The organism is Actinoplanes sp. NPDC051633 (assembly GCF_040681735.1).
Lineage (GTDB): Bacteria > Actinomycetota > Actinomycetes > Mycobacteriales > Micromonosporaceae > Actinoplanes.
Genome location: NZ_JBFAZH010000717.1, coordinates 1 through 4,076, shown reverse-complemented (window position 1 = coordinate 4,076; position 4,076 = coordinate 1). Strand labels below are relative to the sequence as shown.

General features: G+C 71.8%; 4 protein-coding genes and 1 pseudogene. 2 read left to right on the top strand and 3 right to left on the bottom strand.

Annotated features, from left to right (window positions below; all coding sequences use genetic code 11):
• The coding region (locus tag AB0M20_RS30500; protein WP_364303776.1) for a TSUP family transporter at positions 1 to 232 on the bottom strand (232 nt) is incomplete at its 3' end.
• A 152-nt stretch (positions 233 to 384) separates the two neighbouring features.
• Positions 385 to 1,770: a prolyl oligopeptidase family serine peptidase gene (locus AB0M20_RS30495; RefSeq protein ID WP_364303775.1), complete on the bottom strand. Its 1,386-nt coding sequence runs from the start codon at positions 1,768 to 1,770 to the stop codon at positions 385 to 387.
• A gap of 66 nt (positions 1,771 to 1,836) precedes the next feature.
• On the opposite strand from AB0M20_RS30495, the gene AB0M20_RS30490 reads away from it, so the two are divergent.
• Together AB0M20_RS30490 and AB0M20_RS30485 are read left to right on the top strand one after the other, a co-directional pair.
• Positions 1,837 to 2,442 (top strand): helix-turn-helix domain-containing protein, encoded by a 606-nt coding sequence (locus AB0M20_RS30490; RefSeq protein WP_364303774.1) that lies wholly within the window; start codon positions 1,837 to 1,839, stop codon positions 2,440 to 2,442.
• 78 nt (positions 2,443 to 2,520) lie between these two features.
• Positions 2,521 to 3,450 carry a DUF3500 domain-containing protein gene (locus tag AB0M20_RS30485; RefSeq protein WP_364303773.1) on the top strand — a complete coding sequence of 310 codons (930 nt, stop codon included), beginning with the start codon at positions 2,521 to 2,523 and terminating at the stop codon, positions 3,448 to 3,450.
• A gap of 58 nt (positions 3,451 to 3,508) precedes the next feature.
• Here the strand turns inward: AB0M20_RS30485 and AB0M20_RS30480 are convergent.
• A pseudogene (locus tag AB0M20_RS30480) lies at positions 3,509 to 4,076 on the bottom strand (peptidase S8 and S53 subtilisin kexin sedolisin); the annotation flags it as partial.

The following is a 4,076-nucleotide window of genomic DNA, read 5'->3' as shown; positions in this document are numbered from 1 at the left end:
ACCCACCCGCGACCGCCATTGGCACCGCGCCCACCGCGAACCAGCCGATCAATCGCCGATGCAGCTCACCGCGGCTGAACCAGACCCGGAACGCGTTGCTCGACAGCTGCGTCAACGTCAGCATCGGCACCGCCATCCGCAGCCCGAACAGCGCCGTGAACACCGGCAGCAGCAACACCCCACCACCGAAGCCGGCCACCGCCGACAACAGCGCCAGACCGAAGGCAGCCACCGAAGCCACCGCCAACGCCGGCATCTGATCTCTGATCACCCGGACAGCCTGCCAGGCCACCCGGGCTGCGATTCACATCGCGCAAGCACACCGGCTTTCCTTGCCTGGCGCCGCCTCCAGCTCGATCAAGCGGCCCAGGGCGGGAATTCGCGCTAAGGCAGGAGCAGGCCCCAGTACGCGGCCCATGGGACGAAGACCACCCCCGCCGTGAGCGGGAGCAGTAGGAGGACGTCACGCCTGGCGCGCCATTGATGGACGCCGAGCGCGACCGCCGCGGCGACGGCGACCACGGCCACCGCTTGCAGCGCCAGCCAGAGGATCGGGCGGCCCGCCAGCATCGGGCCCGGGTCGAACGTACGGCCTCGCGTCGCCTGGACGAAGCCCAAGTAGGAGAGGCCGCCGAGCATCGCGACGAGTCCTGCGCCGGAGAGCAGCCGGGCCGACCGCGGGGTCGCCGATCCCCGGCGGCACACCGCACGCCAGCCCATGACCAACCAGAAACCACCGAACCCGGCCAGCATCACGACGAGCACGCCCATCTGCACCCACACCGACTCGTGCCAGGCCAGCGGCGGCACCTCAGTGGTCGGGCGCGGCTGGTCACCGGTGCCCGCCACGGACATCGGCGGGGCGGCGCCCTTCGCGACGGCCGCGATCCACGCCGTCACCAGGTCGACATAGCCGGGCGCGAACTCGGCGCCCTTGTCGAATCCGGTGGTCGTCGTCCGCACGGAGTGCTCGGCGTCCGCGAACGTGCGGAGGGTGTAGTGCCGGTTGCCGCCGGCCTCGAGCGCGACCTGGAACGCGTCGACGCTCTCGACCGGTGGCGTCAATCGGTCCTTCGCACCCCAGATGCCGAGCACTGGCACGGTCAGCGCCCGCACCGGCGGCGCCGGGTCGTAGTACGGCTCGGGGAACATTCCCAGGCCGGAGATCATCCGGTAGAACGTGCGGGTGCTCGCGTCGACGAGCGAGCCCTCGACGCCGGCGTGGTGCATCTTTGCCGCGTCGGCCCACGTCTGCTGGCGCAGCGGGGCCACCCCGTTCGCGCCCACGACCACGACGAACGCGGTCTCGGCCGCCCGGGAGGCGGCCAGCGGAGCGACCCAGCCGCCCTCACTGAAGCCCCAGATCCCGACGACCGACGGGGCCACCTCGGGCCGTCTTCGCAGTACCGCGGCCGCCGCGGCGGCATCGTCCGCGAGCTGCGAGTAAGAGCGTTGCGTGAGCGAGTAGCCGGCGGTGCGCTTGTCGTAGGTGAGCGTCGCGACGCCTGCCCGCGCGAACACGACGGCCTCCTCCCGATACTTGTCGCGCTTGCCGGGCCCGGCGCCGTGCACGAGCACCATGCCGGGCCTGCCCGGCGCGGCCTGCTCGGGGACGTGCAGCGTCGCCGCGAGCGTGAGCCCGTCATTTGTCGGGACGCTCAGCGCGATCTCCGCGACCCCCGACGCGGGTGCCTGGGCGGGCACCGCGGGCGTCAGCGCCAGACTCAGCGCCGCGGCGCCCGCAGCCAGTGCCGTTCCTCCTGAAAACATCGCGGTCCTTTCGTAGACCGATTGCAGAGAAATCTCTGCAAACGGAATTTTGCTATAGTTGGCGCGATGGCGAATCAGGGACAACCCCGAGAGCTCACCGATCCCGCCGCCCTGAAGGCGCTCGGGCACCCGCTCCGGCAGCAGATCCTCAGGCAGTTGCGGCGGGCCGGGCCGGCGACATCGACGTCACTCGCGCGGGCGCTCGGCGAGAGCACCGGCACCACCAGCTACCACCTGCGGCGCCTGGCCGAGCACGAGTTCGTGCAGGAGTTGCCGGAGCGAGGCAACGGGCGGGAGCGCTGGTGGCAGGCACCGGAGCAGGACATCCGCTTCGGGCGGCGCAGCCGCATGAGCGAAGAAGCCCGCGACGCATTCGCCGAACTGGGACGGCTCGAGGTGGCCGCTGACGTCGAGGCGTTCACCCGCTTCCAGCAGCAGCGTGACTCGCTGGGCGAGTGGGGCGACGCCCTGCTCTTCGCCCGCGGCGCGCTGCGGCTCACGGGCGAGGAGCTGCTGCGATTCTGGAACGACTACATGACGCTCTACCGGCGCTACGCCGATGAGGCACGGGAGCCTGCCGAGGGGGCCCGGCAGGTACTCATCCGGTTCGTCGCCTTCCCCGACGTCGACGAGGAACGGGAAGGTCCCCGGCCGGGCGGCGACGACAACTAGCGGCCGTTGCTGTTGGCGTCGTCGGCATATGGTCAGGGCGACGTCGAAAGGCAGGGGAACATGGGTCAGGTGCGACGAATGGCCGAGGCGGCACGCGCGCTGGTGCACGGCCTCGAGCCGGAACAGCTGCGGATGCTCGGCGGACGGCTGGACGATCCACAGTGGCACGAGTGGACCTACCTGCCCGGCGACCGGCCGGGCCTGCCGCTGGCGGACATGTCGGACGACCAGCGCGAATGTGCTCTGGAACTGCTCGGCTCCGCACACGGTCCGCTCGGTGCGCAACTCGCGACCGGTGTGCTGCAGGTCGAGCGGGTCCGGCGGGAACTGGTGACCGGAGCGCCGGTCGCCAACGATCGCTACTGGTTCCGCGTGCTCGGCGAGCCGGGTGGGGACGCGCCGTGGGGCTGGCGCGTCAACGGCCATCATCTCGGCGTACACGTCGTGGTCGCCCACGGCCGGATGAGCGTCACCCCACACTTCATCGGCGCCGAACCGGCCGAACTGCCCTCCGGCCGCCGCCTGCTGGGCCCGGACGAGGACATCGCGCGGGACCTTCTCACCGGCCTGGACTCCGGCCGGCGCCGCGTCGCGGTGTTCTCGGCCACCCCACCTGACGACATCCTGACCCGGGCCGATCCCGTCGCTGATCCGCGCCTGCTGCCGGAGGGCCTCCGGTACGGCGACATGACGGAGCCTCAGCAAGGCGTCCTGCGACTCCTGGTGCGCCGGTACCTGGACCGGGCCCCGGCCGAGTATGCCGATCAGTGCTGGGCGGAGACCGTCGAAGCGGGCCTGGACCGGATCGGCTTCGCCTGGGCCGGCGGTGCCGAACGCGGTGCGCGACACTACTACTGCGTCTCCGCGCCGAACTTCCTGATCGAATACGACAACACCCAGGACGAGGGCAACCACGCGCACTCGGTGTGGCGGCACCTTCGCGACGACTTCGGCGCCGACCTCCTGCGCCTGCACTACGGGACGCGGCACGCCGCCCCGCCGGGATGACCGGCCGACCCGGCAAGGCGAAGCGCCGGAGGCCCGAAGGCCTCCGGCGCATGCTGCGTCACTGCCAGGTACGTGATGCCCAGGCGCCGCCGCTCCAGGTGCGGGCCGACCAGGTGCGAGCCGACCAGGTGCGGGCGGTCCAGCCGCCGCTGGTCCAGCCGGCGTCGCTCCAGGTGCGGGCCGTCCACGTGTCGCCGGACCAGGTGCGGGCGGTCCACGTGGTGGTGGACCACGTCTGGCTGGCCCATGACGTGCCGGTCCAGCCGGTCCCGGCCCACGCGTTGCCGTTCCAGACGCCGCCCGACCAGGCCTTGCCGGCGGCCGAGGCGATCGTCCACGTCGCCGGCGTCCAAGCCTTGCCCATGATGTCGCGCTCGCCGGTCAACTCGAGCCCGGTGGCCGCGTCGGCCAGGTGGGCGGTGCCGCGGGCGCCTTCCAGCGTCCCGGTGCCCAGCGCTCTGGTGTACATCTGGGTGGCGCCGGCCGGGATGGCCGCCTTGGATGCGGCATCGATGTTGAGCTGGCCGCTGCCCTGCGCGACCGCGTCGACTCCGGCCATCGGCTGGGCGGTGCTCATCAGCAGCTTCTTGACCTGGTCGGGAGTCAGCGTCGGGCGCTGCTGCAGC